General features: G+C 64.3%; 22 protein-coding genes and 1 tRNA gene. 11 read left to right on the top strand and 12 right to left on the bottom strand.

What is annotated here, in order from left to right:
• Window positions 1-7 precede the first annotated feature (7 nt).
• From phoB to RMO25_RS00865, 10 genes are all read right to left on the bottom strand, one after another.
• The gene (phoB, locus tag RMO25_RS00910; RefSeq protein ID WP_309660712.1) at window positions 8-715 is read right to left on the bottom strand and encodes a phosphate regulon transcriptional regulator PhoB; all 708 of its coding nucleotides are present in this window, start codon (window positions 713-715) and stop codon (window positions 8-10) included.
• A 3-nt stretch (window positions 716-718) separates the two neighbouring features.
• Window positions 719-1,414, bottom strand: a complete 696-nt coding sequence (gene phoU / locus RMO25_RS00905) for a phosphate signaling complex protein PhoU (protein ID WP_309660711.1) — start codon at window positions 1,412-1,414, stop codon at window positions 719-721.
• 14 nt (window positions 1,415-1,428) lie between these two features.
• Window positions 1,429-2,175: a phosphate ABC transporter ATP-binding protein PstB gene (pstB, locus tag RMO25_RS00900; protein WP_309660800.1), complete on the bottom strand. Its 747-nt coding sequence runs from the start codon at window positions 2,173-2,175 to the stop codon at window positions 1,429-1,431.
• Window positions 2,176-2,345: 170 nt separating this feature from the next.
• The gene (gene pstA, locus RMO25_RS00895) at window positions 2,346-3,602 is read right to left on the bottom strand and encodes a phosphate ABC transporter permease PstA (protein ID WP_309660710.1); all 1,257 of its coding nucleotides are present in this window, start codon (window positions 3,600-3,602) and stop codon (window positions 2,346-2,348) included.
• Window positions 3,595-4,974, bottom strand: coding sequence for a phosphate ABC transporter permease subunit PstC (pstC, locus tag RMO25_RS00890; RefSeq protein ID WP_309660709.1), 1,380 nt, complete (start codon window positions 4,972-4,974; stop codon window positions 3,595-3,597). Before pstC ends, pstA begins: the two co-directional genes overlap by 8 nt.
• A 20-nt stretch (window positions 4,975-4,994) precedes the next feature.
• Window positions 4,995-6,032 (bottom strand): substrate-binding domain-containing protein, encoded by a 1,038-nt coding sequence (locus tag RMO25_RS00885; protein ID WP_309660708.1) that lies wholly within the window; start codon window positions 6,030-6,032, stop codon window positions 4,995-4,997.
• A gap of 101 nt (window positions 6,033-6,133) precedes the next feature.
• On the bottom strand, window positions 6,134-7,129 hold the full coding sequence (locus tag RMO25_RS00880; protein ID WP_309660707.1) for an ATP-binding protein: 996 nt from the start codon (window positions 7,127-7,129) through the stop codon (window positions 6,134-6,136).
• Window positions 7,130-7,246: 117 nt separating this feature from the next.
• Window positions 7,247-8,797 (bottom strand): porin, encoded by a 1,551-nt coding sequence (locus tag RMO25_RS00875; protein WP_309660706.1) that lies wholly within the window; start codon window positions 8,795-8,797, stop codon window positions 7,247-7,249.
• A gap of 92 nt (window positions 8,798-8,889) precedes the next feature.
• The gene (locus RMO25_RS00870) at window positions 8,890-9,924 is read right to left on the bottom strand and encodes a substrate-binding domain-containing protein (protein WP_309660705.1); all 1,035 of its coding nucleotides are present in this window, start codon (window positions 9,922-9,924) and stop codon (window positions 8,890-8,892) included.
• A 127-nt stretch (window positions 9,925-10,051) separates the two neighbouring features.
• Entirely contained in the window at window positions 10,052-10,771 is a 720-nt protein-coding gene (locus tag RMO25_RS00865; protein WP_309660704.1) for a Crp/Fnr family transcriptional regulator, read from the bottom strand.
• 203 nt (window positions 10,772-10,974) lie between these two features.
• Here RMO25_RS00865 and RMO25_RS00860 point away from each other — a divergent pair.
• From RMO25_RS00860 to RMO25_RS00820, 9 genes are all read left to right on the top strand, one after another.
• A tRNA-His gene (locus tag RMO25_RS00860) sits at window positions 10,975-11,051 on the top strand.
• 48 nt (window positions 11,052-11,099) lie between these two features.
• Window positions 11,100-12,149: a Glu/Leu/Phe/Val dehydrogenase dimerization domain-containing protein gene (locus RMO25_RS00855; RefSeq protein WP_309660703.1), complete on the top strand. Its 1,050-nt coding sequence runs from the start codon at window positions 11,100-11,102 to the stop codon at window positions 12,147-12,149.
• Window positions 12,150-12,163: 14 nt separating this feature from the next.
• On the top strand, window positions 12,164-12,880 hold the full coding sequence (ccmC, locus tag RMO25_RS00850; protein WP_309660702.1) for a heme ABC transporter permease CcmC: 717 nt from the start codon (window positions 12,164-12,166) through the stop codon (window positions 12,878-12,880).
• Window positions 12,877-13,002, top strand: a complete 126-nt coding sequence (locus RMO25_RS00845; RefSeq protein ID WP_309660701.1) for a hypothetical protein — start codon at window positions 12,877-12,879, stop codon at window positions 13,000-13,002. Before ccmC ends, RMO25_RS00845 begins: the two co-directional genes overlap by 4 nt.
• Window positions 12,999-13,439 (top strand): cytochrome c maturation protein CcmE, encoded by a 441-nt coding sequence (gene ccmE, locus RMO25_RS00840; RefSeq protein ID WP_309660700.1) that lies wholly within the window; start codon window positions 12,999-13,001, stop codon window positions 13,437-13,439. Before RMO25_RS00845 ends, ccmE begins: the two co-directional genes overlap by 4 nt.
• Window positions 13,436-15,343 carry a heme lyase CcmF/NrfE family subunit gene (locus tag RMO25_RS00835; protein WP_309660699.1) on the top strand — a complete coding sequence of 636 codons (1,908 nt, stop codon included), beginning with the start codon at window positions 13,436-13,438 and terminating at the stop codon, window positions 15,341-15,343. The genes ccmE and RMO25_RS00835 overlap by 4 nt, the downstream gene beginning before the upstream one ends.
• Complete coding sequence (locus RMO25_RS00830) at window positions 15,340-15,864, top strand: redoxin family protein (protein WP_309660698.1); 525 nt, start codon at window positions 15,340-15,342, stop codon at window positions 15,862-15,864. Before RMO25_RS00835 ends, RMO25_RS00830 begins: the two co-directional genes overlap by 4 nt.
• Window positions 15,861-16,268, top strand: coding sequence for a cytochrome c-type biogenesis protein (locus tag RMO25_RS00825; RefSeq protein ID WP_309660697.1), 408 nt, complete (start codon window positions 15,861-15,863; stop codon window positions 16,266-16,268). Before RMO25_RS00830 ends, RMO25_RS00825 begins: the two co-directional genes overlap by 4 nt.
• Complete coding sequence (locus RMO25_RS00820; RefSeq protein WP_309660696.1) at window positions 16,265-16,870, top strand: tetratricopeptide repeat protein; 606 nt, start codon at window positions 16,265-16,267, stop codon at window positions 16,868-16,870. Before RMO25_RS00825 ends, RMO25_RS00820 begins: the two co-directional genes overlap by 4 nt.
• On the opposite strand, the gene ald is transcribed toward RMO25_RS00820, so the two are convergent.
• Window positions 16,867-17,967: an alanine dehydrogenase gene (gene ald, locus RMO25_RS00815; RefSeq protein ID WP_309660799.1), complete on the bottom strand. Its 1,101-nt coding sequence runs from the start codon at window positions 17,965-17,967 to the stop codon at window positions 16,867-16,869. The two genes, RMO25_RS00820 and ald, sit on opposite strands and share 4 nt — an antisense overlap.
• Window positions 17,968-18,137: 170 nt before the next feature.
• Between ald and RMO25_RS00810 the strand changes: the two genes are divergently transcribed.
• Both RMO25_RS00810 and RMO25_RS00805 read left to right on the top strand, forming a co-directional pair.
• Complete coding sequence (locus RMO25_RS00810) at window positions 18,138-20,078, top strand: potassium transporter Kup (RefSeq protein WP_309660695.1); 1,941 nt, start codon at window positions 18,138-18,140, stop codon at window positions 20,076-20,078.
• Between the two features lie 7 nt (window positions 20,079-20,085).
• Window positions 20,086-20,595 (top strand): 2'-5' RNA ligase family protein, encoded by a 510-nt coding sequence (locus RMO25_RS00805; protein ID WP_309660694.1) that lies wholly within the window; start codon window positions 20,086-20,088, stop codon window positions 20,593-20,595.
• Here RMO25_RS00805 and RMO25_RS00800 read toward each other — a convergent pair.
• Complete coding sequence (locus RMO25_RS00800) at window positions 20,588-21,013, bottom strand: DUF3775 domain-containing protein (RefSeq protein WP_309660693.1); 426 nt, start codon at window positions 21,011-21,013, stop codon at window positions 20,588-20,590. The genes RMO25_RS00805 and RMO25_RS00800 overlap by 8 nt on opposite strands.
• Window positions 21,014-21,065: the final 52 nt, after the last annotated feature.

The raw sequence follows: 21,065 nt of genomic DNA, 5'->3' as shown, positions 1-21,065 counted from the left end.
GTATGGGTCAGGCGCTGCCGTCGGCATCCAGCGAGTAGCCTTCGGACCGAACGGTCCGGATGAAGTCGAACTCCTCGCCCAAGGCGAGCGCGAGGCGCAGGCGGCGGACATGGACGTCGACCGTTCGCAATTCGATTTCCTCGCTGTGCGGCCAGACAGCTTCGAGCAGCTGTTGGCGGGAATAGACGCGCTGCGGATTTTCCAGCAGGTGCCGCAGCAATCGATATTCGGTCGGTCCGAGGGCAACCGGCTTGCCGTCGCGGCGGACGCGGTGGGCTACCAGGTCCATCTCGATGCCATGATAGGCGAGCTTCTTGGCCGACAGGTGCGGCCGCGAGCGGCGCAGCAATGCATTGGCGCGGGCGATCAGTTCTTTGGGGCTGAACGGCTTGGTGACGAAATCGTCGGCGCCGGTTTCGAGCCCGCGCACGCGGTCGTCTTCTTCGCCGCGCGCGGTCAGCATCATGATCGGCAGATTGGCGGTGGCCGGGCTACGCCGCAGGCGGCGGCAGACTTCGATGCCGCTGATCCCTTCGATCATCCAGTCGAGGATGACCAAATCGGGCTTGACCTCATCGATCAGGATTAGTGCTTCGTCGCCGACCGCGGTGCTGGTCACCGTGAAACCCTCACGTCCGAAATGATATTTGACTAGCTCGGCGAGCGCCCGATCATCCTCGACTAGCAGCAACCGTTTGGTGCCATTCTTGCCCATGTGTCAGGCGGCGCTTGTGTCGGTGCGGTTGCGGTCGGTCAGGTGCAGGCCGGTAGCTGCGTAATAAACCATCTCGGCGATGTTGGTCGCATGGTCGCCGACCCGCTCCAAATTCTTGGCGACGAACAGCAAATGCGTTGCGTGGCCGATGTTGTGAGGGTTTTCCATCATATGGGTCAGCAGGGCGCGAAAGATCGAATCGTAGAAGTCATCGACCGCGGCATCGCGTTCGACCACCTGGACCGCGACATCGGCGTCGCGCTGGACGAAAGCGTCGAGGACGTCGTGGACCATGGAAGTCGCGATCCGCGCCATCTCGGGGAGCAGCGAAATAGGCTCGATCTTGTTGGCGTTCTCGATCAGCGGGACGCGCTTGGCGATGTTCTTGCCATAGTCGCCGATGCGCTCGACGACGCCGGAGATCTTGAGCGCGGCGACGACGTCGCGAAGGTCGCCGGCCATCGGCGCCCGGAGCGCGATCAATTGCACCGCCCGGCGCTCGGTCTCGACTTCCAACGCGTCGAGCTTGCGGTCATTCTCGACCACTCGCAGCGCGCCTTCGGTGTCGCGCTGGATCAGGCAACGCATCGCCTCGCCGATCGCATGCTCGGCCAGCCCGCCCATCTGGCTGATGAGCGCGCGCAGCCGGTCGATGTCCTCATCAAACGCCTTGAGCGTATGTCCGCTGGTCTGTTCCATGGCTCTCGCTCCGATCAGCCGTAGCGGCCGGTGATGTAATCCTGCGTGCGTTTTTGCGTAGGATTGGTGAAAATTTCGCTGGTCTTGCCATACTCGATCATCTCGCCGAGGTGAAAGAACGCCGTGCGTTGCGACACGCGCGCCGCCTGCTGCATGTTGTGCGTAACGATAGCAATCGCATAGCGGCCGCGCAGTTCGTGGATCAGCTCTTCGATCTTGGCGGTGGCGATCGGATCGAGCGCCGAGCACGGTTCGTCCATCAGGATCACTTCGGGATCGACGGCGATGGCGCGGGCGATGCACAACCGTTGTTGCTGGCCGCCGGACAAGGAAATGCCGCTTTCGCTCAAGCGGTCCTTGACCTCATCCCAAAGCCCGGCCCGCTTCAATGATTTCTCGACGATCTGCTCGAGCTCCGCTTTCGAACTCCCGAGACCGTGGATGCGCGGTCCGTAAGCGACATTCTCGAAGATCGACTTGGGGAACGGGTTGGGTTTCTGGAACACCATGCCGACCCTAGCGCGCAGCTGAACCACGTCCATGTCGGCGCTGTTGATGTCTTCGCCGTCGAGCTCGATGTGCCCGGTCACTTTCGCCGTCGGGATAGTGTCGTTCATGCGGTTGAGGGTGCGCAGGAATGTCGACTTGCCGCAGCCCGACGGCCCGATGAAGGCGGTCACGCGGTCGTCGTGAATGTCGATCGAGACGTTATTCAGCGCCTGCTTGTCACCGTAGAAAACGCTGACGCCCTGCGCGCGCATCTTGGGCGTGCGTCCGGAATCCAGCTCGGGCGCTGTGACTGGCTCTTCGGCGGGCAGCGCTACACTGGGGACGCGCGGCACAGCGTCCTCACTCTCGTCGCCAGACAAAGTGACGGACGGGCTCGGCGGCGAAGTCGTCGATGTAAGGGGCATCTTGTCTTTCATCCTGGTCACCAGCGCTGCTCGAAGCGGTTGCGAAGATAGATGGCGAGGCCGTTCATCAACAGCATGAACAGCAATAGCACGATGATTGCAGCGCTGGTCTTCTCGACGAAGCCGCGGTCGACCTCGTCAGACCACAGGAAGATCTGCACCGGCAGCACGCTCGACGGGTCGGTAATGCCATTGGCCGGCGCGGCGATGAAGGCGCGCATGCCGATCATCAGCAGCGGCGCCGTCTCACCCAAAGCGCGGGCCATGCCGATAATCGTCCCGGTCAAGATGCCGGGGAGGGCGAGGGGGAGCACGTGATGGAACACAACCTGCATCTTGGACGCGCCGACGCCCAGCGCCGCATCGCGGATCGACGGCGGCACCGAGGTCATCGCGTTGCGCCCGGCGATGACGATCACCGGCATGGTCATCAGCGCCAGCGTCAGGCCGCCGACCAAGGGCGCCGAGCGCGGCAGGTGCATGATGTTGAGGAACACGGCGAGGCCGAGCAGCCCGAAGACGATCGACGGGACCGCGGCAAGATTGTTGATCGACACTTCGATGGCGTCGGTCCAGCGGTTGCGGCTGGCGAATTCCTCGAGATAGACGGCGGCCAGAACCCCGATCGGGAAGGCGAGCAGCATCGTCACCATGATGGTCAGGAACGTGCCTTTGAGCGCCCCCCAGATGCCGACCGCGGATGGGTCCGTCGCATCGGATTCAGTGAGGAAGTCGGTGTTGATGGTGCGGCGCAGCGCGTGCTTGGCCTGGAGCTGATGGACCAGGCTTTCGGTGGCGGCATTGCCGCCTTGCTTGGCCGCGACATCGACCTTGCTGCCGACCGGCAGCCACAAGGTCACGCTTCGGTTCAGCAGGTCGGGATCGCGAATCAGCTGGCGGCCCAGCGACCGCTCCGCCGCCGCGCCGAACATTTCCGCGGCGCCGGGCCCGAAGGCCCCGCTCGCGGCCTTCGACAAGGCGCCTTCGACGTCCGCGCCGGCAACGACTTCGCTGGCGTCGGGGCCCTTGAGCGCCGCGGGGTCGAGGATCAGGTCGGATCTTGGAAAATCGATCGGCAAGGCCGCTTCGTAATGGGTGAAGCCGCCGAGGCCTTTCCACGCCATGTTGGACAGCAGGAACGCCAGGAACAGCCCCGACAAGCCAACCGCGAACAGGCCGGCGAGGCGAAACCGGCGCTCGGCCGCATAGCGCCGCCGCAATCGCGCATCCTGGGCCGGTCCCGCCCGGCGCGGTGCTGGGGCCGCGCTACTCATACGCCTCCCGATACCGCCGGACGACGGTCAGCGCGATCAGGTTGAGGACCAAAGTAATCAGGAACAATGCCAGGCCGAGCGCGAACGCGGCGAGCGTCTTGGCGCTGTCGAACTCCTGGTCGCCGGTGAGCAATTGGACGATCTGGGTGGTGACCGTGGTCACGCTGGCGAACGGGTTGGCGGTCATGTTGGCGGCAAGGCCGGCGGCCATCACGACGATCATGGTTTCGCCGATCGCCCGGCTGACGGCCAGCAGCACGCCGCCGACGACGCCCGGCAAGGCCGCCGGGAGCACGACTTTGCGGATGGTCTCCGACTTGGTCGCGCCCATCGCCAGCGATCCGTCGCGCATCGCTTGCGGCACGGCGGCGATCGAATCATCGGCCATCGAGCTGATGAAGGGGATGATCATGATGCCCATGACGAGGCCAGCGGCGAGCGCGCTTTCGCTACTGGCCGACGAGATGCCGATCGCAATGCCGAAATCGCGAACGTGAGGAGCGACCGTCAGCGCTGCGAAATAGCCATAGACGACGGTCGGGATGCCGGCGAGAATCTCGAGCATCGGCTTCATCCAGGTGCGGACCCGCGGGTGGGCATATTGGGTGAGGTAGATGGCGCTCATCAGCCCCAGCGGGATGGCGACGATCATGGCGATGATGGCACCGATGAAGACCGTGCCCCAGAACAAGGGGATCGAGCCGAACGCGCCCGACGACCCGGCCTGGTCGGGGCGCAACGCCATTTGCGGGCTCCACTGGGTGCCGAACAGGAATTCGCTGACCGGCACCAGCTTGAAGAAGCGTAAGGATTCGAACATCAACGACAACAGGATGCCAAGCGTCGTCAGAATGGCGATCAAGGACGCGGCGATCAGCAATGCCATCAACCAGCGCTCGACCCCGGTGCGGGCGCGAAACTGCGGCGAGGCACGGCGCAAGGAAAACACCGCCGCCGCCAGCGCGAGCAGGATGGCGATGCCACCACCGATGGTCGCAAAGCGGGCTTCGGCTTCGGTGAAGCGCGGGACGAGTGCTGGGGATTCGGGATTGAACCCGGAATCGCGCTCGCCGCCGGCAATTTCGCGCGCTTCGGACATAATCGATTCGCGCTGCATATCGAACGCCGGCAAAGTGCGCCCTTCGGGGCTTGCCAGCACCGCTTGGTCGACGAAGTGCGACTGCACTGGCGACCAGACAGCGAGGAACAGCAAAGCGGGCAGGGCCGCCCACATCGCCGCATAAGCGGCGTGATAGATCGGCAGCGAATGGAGCCTGGTCGTGCCCCGCAGCCGACCGGCGCGCGAGAAGCCGAGCCAACCCGCAATGGCGGCGATGGCCAGCACTGCGGCAAGCGCAATGGTCAGCGACATTACGCCCCCCGGCCCGTGGCTTATTTCAGCGTCGTCGGATCGAGCGGGGTCAGCGCGGCGGCTTGTGCCGCGGCAGCACTGGCGTCGGCACCGCCGAACGGGACCAGGCCGATACGCTCAAGCGGTCCGCCTTTGGACCAGGCCTTGGCGTATGCCGCGACCAGATCCTTGAGCCGTGGCTTGGCCACCAGATGCTCGCCCTTGATGTAGATGTAGAGCTTGCGCGCGCCGGGGTAGGAGAGGTCGCTGATGGTCTGCTCGGACGGCGCGATGCCGGCGATCCGCACCGGGCGGACCTTGTCGGCATTTTCCTCAAGGTAAGAGAAGCCAAGCACGCCGAGCGTTCCCGGGTCGGCGGCGACCTTTTGGACCAGCAAATTGTCGTTCTCGCCGGCTTCGACATAGGCACCATCCTCGCGGATTTTGGTGCAAATGCCCTTGTGCTTGGCATCGTCCGACTTTTTCAGCTCTTTCATTGCCGGGTCGGTGTCGCAGCCCTTTTCGAGATAAAGGTCGGCCAGGCTGTCGCGAGTGCCCGACGTCGGCGGCGGGCCGAGCACCCGAATCTTGATCGCCGGCAGTGACGGATTGACGTCGTGCCAGGTCTGCGTGGTGTTGGCGCCCTTACCGAACGGATTGGCGGCAAGCGCCTGGTAGATATCCGCCTGAGTCAGGTTCATCGGGGTCGCGCCATTGGCTTCGATCAGCGTCAGGCCGTCGATCCCGATCGGGACTTCGATGATCGACTTGGCGCCGACTTTCGCGCACGCGTCATATTCGCTTTTCTTCATCGGCCGCGAGGCATCGACGATATCGGGAAAGGCTGCGCCTACGCCACCGCAGAACAATTTCATCCCCGCGCCGGTGCCGGTCGATTCGACAATCACCGTGGTGCCAGCGGTAGCCCGCTGAAAGCCTTCGGAGACGGCTTTGGTGAACGGATAGACGGTCGAGGAACCGACGATCTTGATCTGCTGGCCGGTGCCGCCGTCGGCGCCATTGCTACCGCACGCGGCGAGCAATCCAGTGACAGCGATCAGGGGGACGAATTTGGTCATTGCAATTCCTTGTTGAAGGGAAGCGATTGCCCGGCGCCTTAGCCGCGCCATCTGACGCCAGCGTGACAATCAGGTTACAGATTTATGACAGCCGCTATCGCCTAAGGCGCGATTGGCAGTCGCACCAGGACTTCGGTTCCCGCGCCGACGGTGCTGAGGATTTCGAGCGTCCCTTTATGGCGTTCGACGATGTGCTTGACGATCGCCAGGCCGAGCCCGGTCCCGCCCGATTCGCGGCTGCGCGCGGCGTCGACGCGATAGAAGCGCTCGGTCACCCGACGCAGATGCTCGCGCGGGATGCCCGGTCCGTTATCGGCGACCGACAGGCGGATCCAGCCGTCACCGCGACTCGCCGCGACGCGGATCACGCACTCGCCTTGCTCGCACCCATAACGGATCGCGTTGCTGAGCAGATTGTCGACCAATTGCAGCAATTGGGCCCGATCGCCGAGGACGGCCGGCAACTGTTGCTCAACGTCGAGCCGGATGCTGCAATGCTGGGCGCCCCGGCCAGCATTTTCGACTGCGCTGGCGGTCACTTCGGCAACCGAAACACGGTCGTCGGGGGTGACGAAACGAACCGCCTCGATCCGCGACAGGCTCATCAAATCCTCGATGATCCGCAGCATTCGTTTGGCTTCGCCGCGGATGATGGCACCGAACTTCGCGCGATGTTCGCTGTCGAGGTCGGCATCGTCGGCGAGCGATTCCGCATAACCCAATATAGTCGACAAGGGCGTGCGCAGCTCGTGGCTGGCGTTGGCGACGAAATCGACCCGCATTTTCTCCGCCGCGATCGCCGCCGAGCGGTCAATCAACCGAATGAGCAGCATGCCCTGGTCAATGGCGCGAATCGACAAGGTCCACGGCCGCCCGAACTGTCCGATGCCGGTGATTTCCACATCCCCGGCGGCGCCCGGCAGAATATGCTCGAGCGCCTGGGGGTGGCGGATCGCCAGTCGAACGTCCTTGCCATCGATGCCTACCCCCAACAGCTCTCGCGCCGCGGCATTCGAATGGCGAACGACACCATGGTCGATGGCCATCGCCGGTTCGTCGAGTGCATCAAGCAAGGATTGGGTATCGGCGGAAGCCATGGCTTGATCTGTAGCGTATCGGGCCATCGGAGCCATCCATATGAAGCGGAAAAAAAGACCCCCTCGCCCATTGGGACGAGGGGGCGCCTTTCGAGAGGGGAGTGGGACCGAAAGGCGTTAGAATTCGAGCTGAGCGCGAATGGCGGCGGTATCGACGCCATATTTGCGTTTGTTGACCGGCAGGGTTGAGGTCGGGTCGACCGCTGCCGCGCGCGGCCCGCCGGTGACGTCGACGTGGCCGAATTGGGCCATGAAGCGCAGATAATCCATCGGGTTCCAGATGACGCTGGCCTGAAAGCCGAGCTGCTTGCCACCGTTGACGTAGAATGGCGCCGCGACCGAGGACGAAGCGCTATCGACGTCATCGGACAGGTCCGTATAATCAACGCGGCCGTTGATCTGGATTGCGCCCCAGCCGCCATCCTGGAATGGCTTGAGCACCTTGGTCCGGTCCCATTTGCCGCCCTTGTAGCCGCGGGTTTCGCCGGTGAGATAATAACCAAGTTCGAAATAGCCGCCGGTGAAGCTCGGGTTGCCATTCAGCCCGACCGCGCCGGTCGGGATCGTGTCGTTGGTATTTGACACGAGATTGAACGCGGTGATTTGGGCCGGCGTGAACGTGCCCTTGGTCCACAGCTTTTGCGCTTCGGCGGCGACGTGCAGGCTTTTGTGGATGGCGGCAAATTCGAGGCCGATAGCGTTGTCGCTTTTGGCGGCGAGGTTGCCAGTATCGACGAAGCGCTGGTCGGTGATTTGGGTCAGCGGCCGTGAACGATATTGCTGGGCCAGCGATTCACGGGCATTTTCGCGGTGCTGGAAATTGGCCCCGAGGTGCAGGCGGGTGCTGCCGAGCATGGGCGAATAAACGCCGCGGATCGACGCTTGCCAACCGGTCCGATTGAAGTTGGTGTCGTTGATCGGCTGGCTGAACAGGCCGGCCTGGAGGATGTAGCTGTCGGCTTTCTTGTCCGATAGCTGGACGCCGATGCCGAGGCGCCGGTTGTAGTTGAACGCATCGGTGAACGAAGCGCGTTCAAGCATGCTGCCAAGACGCGAGCTCGTCATCGTTTCGAGGCTCGAATAAGGGTAGAAATTGCCGATGCTGACCTGGAGCGGGCTTTTCTTGAAGTCGTAAGTTAGGATGATGTCCTCATAATCGACCGTGCCCTGGGCGAAGTTGAATTCGGCCTTGTAACCGAAGCCGCCCGGGAGCGTACCCTCGGCGCCGAAGACGATGCGGCGGGCGCGGGTATTGAAGCCAAGGTTGGCGAAGTTCAATCCGCCCAGCGTGCCGCGACGTTCGCCATTCGGAAAGCCGACATAACCGGCATCGAATTGCATGAAGCCCTTGGGCTTGAAGCTGAAGCCGGCATCCTTGTCTTCGAGCTGCGGGCCGCCTTTCCAGGTCGGCGTGGCCTTGGCCATCTGCGTCTTTACGCCTTCCAGGGCTTCCTGAAGCGCTTCGACCTGGGCCTGGAGCAGCTCGATCTTGGCTTCGGCGTCGTCGGTCGGCGTGGCCGCGGCGATGGCGGCGTCAGCCGTCGCGTCGGACTGATCGGGCTCGGTCGGCTCCTGGGCGGCCGCCGGCGGCTCCTGGGCCGAAGCCGTCGTCGAAAACATGAGTGCGCTTCCCCCGAGGAGCGCGGCCAAAACTGTCTTGCGGATCATTGGAATTTCCTTTCCCCCGGCCTCTTTGTGGAGGCCTCCAGCGCCCGCCAAACATTGGCGGGCGCCCATTTTGTCATTGTGAACGGCGAGATTTATTTGAGGCTGGCGAGGTTGAGCGGCACCAGCGTGCGCGCCGCCGCCTGGCTACGCGCGCGGATTGCGTTAGGTGCCGCGATGAGTCCGGCGCGAAGCAGGTACCCGTTGGCGCCGAACGCGCTTTCCTTGGTGAATTCGGCAATGAATGCACGCACCGCCGGAATGGCGCCGACATGGGCGTTCTTGACATAGACGTAGAGCGGACGTGCGCCGGGATATTTGAACGAGCTAATTGCCTGATAGGTTGGCGAGACCCCGTTGATCTGGAGCCCCTTTAGCTTGTCGGCATTCTCTTCGAGGTAGGAGTAACCGAAGATGCCAATGGTGCCGGCGTTGGCCTCGAGCTTCTGGACGATGAGGTTGTCATTCTCGCCGGCCTCGATGAAGCCGCCATCCTCGCGCATTCCGGTGCAGACGGCCTTGTATTTGCTCTCGTCGCTTTTCTTCAAAGCGGTCATTCCCGGATTGCTCTCGCAGCCAGCGGACATGATCAACTCGCCCAAGGCGTCGCGCGTGCCGCTGGTTGGCGGCGGGCCATAAACGCGAATGGGAATGGCCGGATATTTGGCGCTGATATCTTTCCAGGTCTTGGCCCGGTTAGGCTTGCCGAACGGCGTTTTGGCCAACGCCATGTAGATTTCGCGCGTGGTAAGGTTTTGAAGCGGTGTGTTCTTCGCCGTCGCGAAGGCGATCCCGTCGATCCCCACCTGGATCTCGGTGATCTTGGTGACGCCATTGGCGGCACACAATTTCGCTTCGGAGGCTTTCATCCGGCGCGAAGCGTCCTCGACATCGGGGAAGCGCTCGCCGACGCCGGCGCAAAACAGCTTCATGCCGGCGCCGGTGCCGGTCGATTCGATAATCGGCGTGCCAAGGCGTGGATTGGCGCGGGCGACGCGCTCGGCGACCGCTTTCGCAAACGGATAAACGGTCGACGAGCCAACCGCGCGCATCTGGGTCCGGGCCTCGGCCGCGGTCGGCAGCGATACCGCCGCCAGCAGCGTCGCCGCGTAAGTGAATTTCTGGTTCATTTGAGTCCCCTGGTGGGCGGCCCAACGCCGTCCGACGACTCGCGATTTAGGGGGCAAAAGCTACGCGCGAATGACGCAGTCGTGACAGATTGGTGACAGGAAAGAGGGGTCTCGACTGGTTCGAAACTTACCCCAGATAGGTCGGCTGGAAGCCCGCCAGGCGCCGTATTTCGGCCCAGTCGCAGAACTGGATTTCGCGCCCCTTGCGCTCGATCAGGCCCTGGCGCTGCAGGTCGGCGAAGACGCGATTGACGTTGACCGACGTCTGCCCGGTAATGTCGGCGATCTGCTGCTGGGTGAAGGGATTGGTCATCCGGCGGAGCTCACCCCGCAAGCCACTTCGGGTCGCCGTTTCGCACAGCAAATGCGCCACCCGGGCGGTCGAATCTCGCCGTCCACAATTGACCAGCCATTCATAGCTGATCAGCTCGTTGCGCTGGATCAGGCGCCAGAAGAAACGGCACAGCTCGGGGTTGGTATTGACGATGCGATCGAAGTCCTCGGCTTTCCCGACCAGGATTTCGCTGCGGACGATGCCCTGGATGCCATAATCGGCAAGGCCTTCATGCGGCAGGATGCCTTCGCCCGGAAAACGCAACGCGACGATTTGGCGACGGCCGCTACCGTCGTTCTTATATTTGCACAGGATGCCCGAGCGCACGAAGATGACTTCGTCGCGCGATGCACCCGGGGCGCGAAACGGCCGGCGCGGGTCGATCTGCACGGCCTTTGCCGGGATTTCTTCGAGCAGCGCAACGAGGTGCGCGCCGAGTCCGGCGGCGCTCAACGCGTCGCGGAGTGAAACACCGGCAATCGCTGCCGTAGCGGAACGCCGACTGGCCGGCATCGCATTCTCCCACCAAGCTGATTCGCTCCTAGCCGTAACTTTACCGGATTGCGACTGGCAGCAGGCAGGGGCTAAATTAGCGTTCTTAGCTGGTCGGTCGTGCTCGAGCGCGTGCGAAGACCGATGGCCCCCCAGCTTGCCTTCGTTGACCCCCGACCTTAAGGACCGCGCGCGGCTTGGGGAACACTCACAGGCGCACCGTGGCGATCGTAGCTCAGCTGGTTAGAGCATCGGTTTGTGGTACCGAGGGTCGCGGGTTCAAGCCCCGTCGATCGCCCCATTTTTCGCCATTTCGGCAGCTCGTCTGAAGGTTGGAATTCACCCGCTTATGTCAACACCCTGGCGCTTCCCCGATTATGACGCGCACGAAATCCTGCATTTCGTCCATGACCAGGCATCGGGCCTGCGGGCGATCATCGCCATCCATTCGACCCATCTCGGCCCGGCGGCGGGTGGTGCGCGCTTCTGGCATTATGCCAAGGACGAGGATGCGATCACCGACGCGCTGCGACTGTCGCGCGGGATGAGTTACAAGAACGCCATGGCCGGGCTGCCATTGGGCGGCGGCAAGTCGGTCATTTTGGCCGACGACGCGCGGACCAAGACACCCGAGTTGCTGGCCGCGTTCGGGCGGGCCGTGGATAGCCTTGGCGGTCGCTACGTCACCGCCGAAGATGTCGGCATGAGCGTTAAGGACATGATCGAGGTCAACCGGCAGACCAAATATGTCGCCGGGCTGCCGGTCGAAGGCGGCGAAGTCGGCGGCGATCCCGGCCCGCACACCTCGCTCGGCGTGTTTCTCGGGCTAAAGGCGGCGGTCCGCTACAAGCTTGGCAAGGACAGCGTCGCCGGCCTGCACATCGCGCTTCAGGGCGCCGGTAGCGTCGCCAGCGGCGTCGCGCTGCACGCCGCGGCCGAAGGCGCAAAATTGTCGATCGCCGATATCGACCCGGCCAAGGTCAACAAACTCGCCGACATCACCGGCGGCAAGGTCGTGGAGACCAGCGATATCCTCGGGCTGGAAGCGGACGTGTTTAGTCCCAATGCGCTCGGCGGGATTTTCGACGCCGCGACGATCGCGGCGTTGCGGGTGCCGATCATCGCCGGCGGCGCCAATAACCAGCTGGCGACGCCCGATGACGGCGCCCGGCTGCACGCCCGCGGCATTCTCTACGCCCCCGATTATGTGATCAACGCCGGCGGTATCATCAACGTCTGCACTGAATATCTCGGCGACGGTGATGAGAGACTGGTGCGCGAGCGGGTTGAAGGCATCCCGACGCGGCTCGAGCATATCTGGGCGGAGAGCGAAACTTCGGGCCGCGACCCGGCGGCGGTCGCCGACGCCATGGCGCAGCGGCTGATCGGGCGAGGCTGACGCCGCCCGCCGCCATGCATTTCCTGGCTAATCCAGCGCGGTTTCTGAAATTCGCGCGGCCCGCGACCGCCTGGCTGCTGTGGCTTGGGCTGGCGTTGGCCGTCGGCGGGATCGCGGCGGGACTGACATTGACGCCGCCCGATTATTTGCAAGGCGAGACGGTGCGCATTCTCTACATCCACGTTCCCGCCGCCTGGCTGGGCATGGCGGGCTGGGCCGGGATTGCCGCCGCGTCGGTCAGCCAATTGGTCTGGCGCCATCCGCTGGCCGCGGTCGCCGGGCGCGCGATGGCGCCCGCCGGGGCGACGTTCGCTGTGATTTGCCTGATGACCGGATCGATCTGGGGCCGGCCGACCTGGGGCACCTGGTGGCAATGGGATGGGCGGCTGACGTCGATGCTGATCCTGTTCTTCCTCTATCTTGGCTATATCGCGCTGGCTTCGGCCGAGCGCGAGCGTGGCGGCGAAGGGCGGTTGGCGGCGATCTTTGGGCTGGTCGGCGCGATCAACCTGCCGATCATCCATTATTCGGTGCTGTGGTGGCGTACGCTCCACCAAGGCCAGAGCATCGGTCTTGGCGGGTCGAGCATCGATAGCTCGATCCTGTGGCCGTTGCCGCTGACGATGCTGGGTTTTACCGCGATTTTCGCCGCCGTGGTGCTGATGCTGATGCGGGCCGGTCTCGCCGAAGCCAAGGTCGAAGCGCGCCTGCGCCGGGCGGCCGCGCCATGAACCCGTGGCCGTTCGTCATCGCCGCTTATAGCGTCGCCATCGGTGCGACGGCCGCGCTGATCCTGTGGGCCTACGCCGCGATGCGCCGCGCCGAAGCCGCGGCCGACAAGCTGCGGCGATGAAGCCAAAGAACCAACGGCTGGCCTTGGTGGTCGCGGCGATGGTCGCGGTGCTGGCCGCGGTGGTGCTGGCGATGTGGGGGTTGAAGGATCGCGCCGCTTATTTCTACACGCCCGCCGACATCGCCGCTGGCCGCGCCGTCGACGGCAAGGCGATGCGGCTGGGCGGGATGGTCGAGCAAGGCTCGGTCCGGCGCGCGGGCGACGGCGTGACCATTCGCTTCGTCGTTGGTGATGGCGAAGCGCGCACGCCGGTCACCTATCGTGGCATCGTCCCCGATTTGTTTCGCGAAGGCAGCGGCGTCGTTGCCGAGGGTCGGATGGCGCGCGGGATCTTCATCGCCGACACCATCCTCGCCAAGCACGACGAACGCTATATGCCGCCGCAATTGGGCGACCAGGCCGCCGAACACCAGGCCGCCAAGACGCTCAAGCGATGATGGCCGAGGCGGGCCTGGCGGCGCTGTGGCTGGCGGCGGCGCTGTCGCTGCTCCAACTGCTGCTGACGGTCGGGCACTTGCGTAAGTGGGTCGAGGCCGCGCGCGCCGTTCGCGCTGTCGCCATCATCCAGGGCGCGCTGACGCTCACGGCGTTTGCGATGTTGTTATTGGTGTTCGCGCGGACCGATCTGTCGGTCGCTTTGGTCGCCGAGAATAGCCACAGCGCCAAGCCCTATATTTACAAGATCGCGGCGACGTGGGGGAACCACGAAGGATCGATGCTGCTGTGGGTGACGGTGCTGGCGTTGGCGGGAGCATTGTTGGCGATCGGGTCGCGGCGCCTGAACCACAGCACCTTGGTCGCCGCCTTGGGGGCACAGGGTGCGTTGGCGCTCGGCTTCTACGCCTTTCTGCTGTTCGCTTCGAACCCGTTCGCGCGGCTCGATCCGGCACCGCTGGAAGGCAGGGGCCTCAATCCGTTGCTCCAGGACCCGGGTTTAGCCTTCCACCCGCCGACGCTTTATCTTGGTTATGTTGGGCTGTCGGTGGCGTTCAGCCTGGCCGTCGGCGCCTTGCTGACCAGCGATGTCGACCGCGCGATTGGTCGGGCGATGCGGCCGTGGGTGCTGGGCGCGTGGATTTTGCTGACGCTTGGCATTACCGCCGGCAGTTACTGGGCTTATTATGAATTGGGCTGGGGCGGCTGGTGGTTCTGGGACCCGGTCGAGAATGCTTCGCTGATGCCGTGGCTGGCGGCGACGGCGCTCCTCCATTCGGTCAACGTGCTCGCCACGCGCGGCGCCTTGCGGGCGTGGACGATGATGCTGGCGATGATCGCTTTCTCGATGTCGATGGTCGGCACGTTTTTGGTTCGCTCGGGCATCCTGACTTCGGTCCACAGCTTCGCCATCGATCCGTCGCGCGGCACCTTCCTGCTCGCTCTGCTGGGGCTTTACGTCGGCGCGGCGTTCGCCTTGTTCGCGCTGCGCGCCGGCAAGCTCAAGGAAGGCGCGCCGTTCGAGCTGGTCAGCCGCGAAAGCGCGCTGGTGGTCAATAATCTGTTGCTCACCGTGATCCTCGGCATCGTCTTCTTCGGCACGCTTTATCCCTTGTTCGTTGAGGCGTTGAGCGGCGAGAAATTGTCGGTCGGGCCGCCCTATTTCAACGCCGTCGCCGGACCGTTGGCGTTGATCCTGGCTGCGCTCGTAATGGCCGGGCCGTTGCTCAGCTGGCGGCGCGAGACGCGCCCGGTGCTGAAAAAGCTCACGGTCCCAGCATTGCTCGCGGCAACGGCGCTGGTCATCAGCTTGCTCGCCGCGCCGCAGATCGGCTGGCTGCCGCGGTTCGGCCTGACCGTCGCGGCGGGATTGGCGGTGGCGAGCTGGGTTCCGCTCATCGGCCGCAATCCGCTGCGGACACCGCTGTCGACCTGGGGGATGGCGCTCGCCCACTTTGGCGTCGCGGTGGCGATTGCCGGCATGGCGACCGACAGCGCCTTTTCGCAGGAGAAGCTGGCCGCGGTGCGCCCCGGCGAAACGCTGGTGGTCGGTCCGTGGCTGGTCCGGCTGCAAGGGCTGGCGCCCGCCGTTGGCCCCAATTGGACCGCGATCGAGGCGGAGCTGCGCGCGTCACGCGGTGATGGGGTCCTGATCTTGAAGCCGCAAACCCGGTTTTTCACCGACCCTCCAACCGAAACCAACGAAGCCGCCATTGCCACCTTGTTCGGCGGTCAGCTTTACACCGTGGTCGGCAAGCCGGACGGGGAAGGACGCTGGCAATTGCGGCTGTGGTGGAAGCCGTTTGTCACATTGATCTGGCTCGGCGGTGTGCTGATCGCCTTGGGCGGCGCGCTCGCGCTGGTCGGCCGCGCGTGGCGCCGCTGGCGCAAGGAGCGCGACCTGTGAGCCGCTGGCTGCGCCTGACGCCGGTGCTATTGCTCGGCCTGTTGGTCGCCGCGCTGGTGTGGCGCCTCAGCCATCCCGAGGACACGACCATCCGCTCGCGCCTTGCCGGCCAGCCGGTGCCGGCCTTCGCGCTTCCCGCCGCGCTGCCGGGGCAGCCGGGGCTCGCGTCGACCGATCTCACGGGCCGCCCGCGCCTGATCAATCTGTTCGCCAGCTGGTGCGTACCGTGCATCGCCGAAGCGCCGGTGCTCCAGCAATTGCAGCGTCGCGGCGTGCTCATCGACGGGATCGCGATTCGCGACCGGCCCGAGGATCTCGCCGCGTTCGTCGCCACCAACGGCAATCCGTTCGAGCGCATCGGCGCCGACAATGCCAGCCGCGTTCAGCTGGCTCTGGGATCGGCCGGCGTGCCCGAAAGCTTTGTCGTCGATGGCCAGGGCATCATCCGCTACCAGCACGTCGGGCCGATCGAGCCCGCTGACGTGGCGTTGATCCTCGCCCAGCTGGAGCAAGCGAAATGAGGGCGTGGCTCCTCCCGATCGCGCTGTTAGTTGCCCAGCCCGCGCTGGCGGACTCGTCGCTGCCGCCGGCGCCATGGGCCAACCGCCAGCTGCCCGACCCGCGTCAGGAGGCGAAAGCGGAGGCGCTGATGGAGGAATTGCGCTGCCTCGTTTGCCAGGGCCAGTCGATTGCCGACAGCGATGCCGAGCTCGCCGGCGACATGCGCAATTTGGTCCGCACCCGCATCGCCGCCGGCGAAAGTCCCGGCGCGATCCGCGCCTGGCTGGTCGAACGCTACGGCAATTGGATCAGCTATCGCCCGCCGGCGAAGCCAATTGCCTGGCCACTGTGGGGCGCGCCGCTCATCTTGCTGCTGCTGGGGCTATTGCTGGCCCGCAAGCGCATCCGGCTGAAGCGTGCATGAGCAGCTGGGTCGTCCTTGCCTCGCTCGCCGCGCTGAGTCTGGCGGCTTTCTGGCTGCTCGGTTTGCGGGGGCCGATGTTCAAACTGATGACGGCGGCGATGCTGGTCGGCGCGTCGGGTTATGCTGTGCAGGGCCGGCCTGGTCTGGCCGGCTCCCCACGCACCGCCACTGCGGCAAACCAAGTCACCCAGCTGACCGGTGCCCGCCACGCCTTCTTTGGTGATTTTAGCGGGTCGGAGCATTGGCTGCTGATGTCGGAATCGATGGCCCGGCGCGGTAACACGGTCGACGCCGCGGGCATCCTTCGCTCGGCGGTGCGCGAGCATCCCGGCGATCCGCAGTTGTGGATCGGCCTTGGCAATGCGCTGGTCGATCATGCCGGGGTCCTGACGCCGGCGGCCGAATTCGCTTACCAGCAGGCTGAGCAACTGGCGCCCGGCCATCCGGCGCCGTCGTTCTTCCTCGGCCTGGCGCTGGCCCGATCGGGCGACCGCGAGGGCGCGGTTAGACTGTGGCAACAAACGCTTGCCGCCGCGCCCGCCGACGCCAGCTGGCGGCCGATGGTCGAAGATGCGATCGCCGCGCTCGGCGTGCCGCGCTAGGCGGGGTCGAACGGCAAATCGAGCGCTTCGGCCACCGCCTGGTGCCGAATTTTTCCGCCCGACACGTTGAGCCCGTTGGCGAGGTGCGGGTCCGCTTTCATCGCCTTGTCGGCGCCCAATTTGGCGATCTTGAGCGCGAATGGCAGGGTCGCGTTGTTGAGCGCGAAAGCGCTGGTCCGCGACACCGCGCCGGGCATGTTGGCGACGCAATAATGGATGATTCCTTCGACGACATAGACCGGGTCGTCGAAGGTCGTCGCGTGGCTGGTTTCGAAGCAACCGCCCTGGTCGATGGCGATGTCGACCAGCACCGAGCCGCGCTTCATCGTCTTGAGCATTTCGCGCGTGACAAGCTTGGGCGCGGCGGCGCCGGGGACCAGCACCGCGCCGATCACCAGTTCGGCCTTTTCGACCGCATTGGCGATCGCTGCCCGCGACGCGAAGGCGGTCTTGATCTGGCTCGAGAAGAACATGTCGAGCTCGGCCAGGCGGTCGTTGTTGATGTCGTAGATCGTCACGTCGGCGCGCATCCCGACCGCCATTTGCGCCGCGTTGACGCCGGCGACTCCGCCGCCGAGGATCGCAACCTTGGCTGGCGCGACACCGGGTACGCCGCCTAAGAGAACGCCGCGACCGCCTTGCTCTTTCTCGAGATAATGGGCGCCGACCTGAACCGACATCCGCCCCGCGACTTCGCTCATCGGCTTCAGCAGCGGCAGCGCGCCCGACGGGCTGGTGACCGTTTCATAGGCGATGCAAGTCGCACCCGATTGCATCAGGCCCAGCGCCTGATCCTTGTCGGCGGCGAGGTGGAGGTAAGTGAACAGGATGTGCCGCTTCTCGAGCAGCGCGATCTCCTGTGGTTGCGGCTCCTTGACCTTGACGATCATGTCGGCCGCCTTGAACACCGCCGGGGCATCGGCAAGGATCGTCGCGCCGGCTTTCTTATAGGCGGCATCGGGGCAATCGATGCCGGTGCCAGCGTGGGTTTCGACCACCACTTCATGGCCGGCGGCGACCAGTTCGGCGACCGATGCGGGCGTCAACCCGACACGATATTCGTGGTTCTTGATTTCCTTGGGCACGCCAATCCGCATCACTCGTTCGCTCCGTCAGTGGTATTCGGCGGCGCTATAGACGGGCGTCGCGCCCTTGTCCTCGCAAGATTGCAGCCCCCAACTGGCAGTGCTAGTGCGGCGCACCGCCTTCCAGCTCAACATGCTGGGACGGTGCGCGCTCGCGGACGGTCAAGGCTGAACTTCACGGAATGAACATTACCGCGACTGGAGGCGCCGAGGCTGACGCGCCGCACGACGCATCGCACGGCCACGCCAAGGGTCCGCTGTGGAAGCTGGCCGCGGGCGCGGTCGGCATCGTTTTTGGCGATATCGGCACGTCGCCAATCTATGCGTTCCGGGAGACTTTCTCCGGGCGCCACCTGCTCGCGCCCGATTTGCTCCACGTCTACGGCGTCCTCAGCCTAATTTTCTGGTCGATGATGATCATCGTGACCCTGAAATATGTCACCATCATCATGCGCGCCGACAATAAGGGGGAGGGCGGCAGTCTGGCCTTGCTGGCGCTGATCAACCGCAGCACCAGCGGCAAGAAACGCTGGACCGGCGGGATCGTATTGCTCGGCGTGTTCGCCTGCGCCCTGTTTTACGGTGATTCGATGATCACGCCGGCGATCTCGGTACTCTCGGCGGTTGAGGGCCTGACGACCGTCCAAGCGAGCTTTGCGCCGTTCGTCATCCCGGTCTCGATCGGCATCCTGGTTGGATTATTCTGGATCCAGTCGCGTGGCACGGCCCGGGTCGGGCTGATGTTTGGGCCGGTGATGGTGCTCTATTTCATAACCATTGCCGTGCTCGGAGTAATGCACATTCTCGACCATCCAGCGGTGATCATGGCGTCGATCAACCCGCTCAATGCGTTCTATTTTTTCGCGCAGGATCCGTTTCGCGCGTTCGTTGCGATGGGCTCCGTCGTGCTGGCGGTGACCGGCGCCGAAGCGCTTTACGCCGATATGGGCCACTTCGGGCGCAACCCGATCAAAATTGCCTGGATCTATTTTGTGCTGCCGGCCTTGCTGCTCAATTATATGGGGCAGGCGGCGATGCTGCTGTCGTTACCAGCATCCGAGGCGATCGAAACGGTCAAGAACCCGTTCTTTTACCTGGCGCCGGAATTCCTCCGCCTGCCGCTGGTCCTGCTGGCCACGGCCGCTACCATCATTGCCAGCCAGGCGGTCATCTCAGGCGCTTTTTCGGTTACCCAGCAAGCGATCCAATTGGGTTTCATGCCGCGTTTGCGGATCGCCCACACCAGCGAAAGCGCCGCCGGCCAGATCTACATTCCGGTGATCAACTGGGCGCTGATGATCATGGTCATCATCCTGGTCCTGACCTTCCGCAGCTCGTCCAACCTCGCCGCCGCTTATGGCATCGCGGTGACTGGGGCGATGATGATCGACACGGTGCTGATCGCCGTCGTCTTGCTCACCATGTGGAAGTGGAACCGCTACGTCGTTGCCGGGCTGCTGCTGCTCTTCGCCACCGTCGACCTTGGCTATCTGTCGGCCAATTTGCTCAAGGTTCCCCAAGGCGGCTGGTTTCCGTTGCTGGTTGGCGCCATCGCTTTCACTTTGCTCACCACCTGGGCCAAGGGCCGCCAGCTGATGATCGACCGGATGCAGGAAGCAAGCCTGCCGATGGAGATTTTCATCAAGTCGGCGGCGTCGAGCGCGGCCCGCGTGCCCGGCACCGCGGTGTTCATGACCAGTTCGGGGACCGGCGTCCCGCACGCGCTGCTGCACAATCTCAAGCACAATAAGGTGCTTCACCAGCGGGTGATCCTGCTGACCGTGCGGATCGAGGACGTGCCTTATGTCCCGGACGAAAAGCGTGTTGAATCGCAGGAATATGGCCAGGGCTTCTACCGGTTGAAGCTGCGTTATGGCTTCATGGAGGAAATCAACGTTCCCGAGGTGCTGTCGAACCTCAAGGCCTGTGGCCCGGTGTGCAAGATGATGGACACCAGCTTCTTCCTCGCGCGCCAGACGTTGATCGCCTCGGCTCGCCCGGGGATGGCGATCTGGCGCGAGAAATTGTTCGCCTGGATGCTGCGCAATGCGGAAAGCGCGATGGAATTCTTCAAGCTGCCGACCAATCGCGTGATCGAACTCGGCAGCCAGCTCGAAATCTGACGGCGCGATGAGCGGCGCGCTGATCGTTACCGCCGAGCTCGGCGGGGAAGACTTCGCCTGGCTCGACGGATTGCGCCGGCGAAATTTCCCGCTCGATCGCAACCAGGTCCCCGCGCACTTGACCGTATTTCATGCGGTTGCGCCGTCGGCCGAGCAGGAATTGCGCCGTCGGCTGGCCGAACAGGTGGGCGGTGTCGCGCCCAAAGCAAGCATCGCCGGCATCATGGACCTGGGCGGTGGCGTGGCCTTTCGCATCGTATCGGATGATCTTGACGAACTTCGGGCCGAGCTGGCCGACGCCCTTCGCGGTTTGCTGGGCGCGCAGGATGCGGGCGGCTGGCGACCGCACATCACCATCCAGAACAAGGTGGCGCCGAAGGTCGCGCGGGAGTTGGTCCTCGCGCTTGAGGGGGATTTTCAGCCGAGGCCGTTGCGCATCGCCGGGCTTGGCCTGCATCGCTACCTCGGTGGCCCGTGGGAAACGCTCGGCGTCTTCCCGTTCCGCAAGCCTAGCTGAGGTCGCCGATTCCGTCGCAGCTCAATTCGAACGCCGCCATGCCGGCTTCGAGGACCGAGGCGAGCATCGGCATGTCCATCAGCTCATCGATCGCCGCCGCGCTGCCGCCGCTGGACAGCGCCGACGCTTCTTCCATCGCCTCGTCCCAGTCGGCCGCCTCATAAGTGCCTTGCCCGACCCAGCAGAAGGCGACCACTTCGGCCAACTGATCCTCGCCGAGGTCGTCGAGGATCGCGCGCAATTCTTCCTCGACGCTGTCGTTGAGGGTGTCGTCGAGCACCGACAAGGTGCCGGCGTCCTCATCGTCGACATCGTCGGGCGTTTCGTTGCCGTCATAGTCGCTCGGTGTTTGCGCTTCATACTCGCGGCCCCGCAGAATGATTCGGCAGAGGGTGTCGAGCGGGGTCAACGGGTCCATTCGTGGGCACTCCAGTCTGATCGGTTTAACGAGGCCGGCGTTCAGCGGTTCC

It is taken from the genome of Sphingomonas sp. (genome assembly GCF_031361285.1).
GTDB lineage: Bacteria > Pseudomonadota > Alphaproteobacteria > Sphingomonadales > Sphingomonadaceae > Sphingomicrobium.
The sequence above is the reverse complement of the archived record's forward strand: the minus strand, read 5'-3'. Positions and strand labels throughout refer to the sequence as shown.